The 553-nt window shown below is 58.8% G+C and carries 1 pseudogene; it reads left to right on the top strand.

What is annotated here, in order from left to right:
* Window positions 1-553: pseudogene (locus GOB86_RS16710) on the top strand (ISL3 family transposase); the annotation flags it as partial.

Raw genomic sequence — 553 nt, 5'->3', positions numbered from 1 at the left:
CGCCACAACGATCGGGGTAGAGAGAAAAACCGTGCGGCGCTGGTTTCAGCGGGGCCATGCACCACCATGGAAAAGAACGGTTCCGTCACGCAGCATACTCGTGCCTTACACAGCCCACCTGGAAAAGAGATGGTCCGAAGGATGTCGCAATAGTCGTCAGCTATGGCGGGAACTCCTGGAGCAGGGCTTTGCAGGACAATATGGCACCGTCTGGAAATGGGTGGCGACGCGACAGGGATGTTCCGCGAAACCCGTTCCTTCCGCGCATGTCGTTGCACCTCGGGGACGCAAACTTGCGCGGCTTCTCCTCGCAGAGGATCCGTTATCTGCCGGACAGGAGGGACTGCTGGTTCCTGCCCTTCTGGAAGCTGAACCGCACCTTGCCGTCACACTCTGCTGGCTCAGGAAAATGCAGACCCTGCTCTGTAAAAGGGGTGACACCTGCACGGGAGGCGATCTGAAGGCTCTGCTGGAAGAAGGAAAGACGACGCTGCTGTCACGTCTGATTCCCGCGCTTGAACGGGATGCGGCTGCCATTGAAGCGTCTCTTGTC

The sequence above is a fragment of the Acetobacter lambici genome (assembly GCF_011516885.1).
Lineage (GTDB): Bacteria > Pseudomonadota > Alphaproteobacteria > Acetobacterales > Acetobacteraceae > Acetobacter > Acetobacter lambici.
This window is presented reverse-complemented; position numbering and strand designations above follow the sequence as displayed.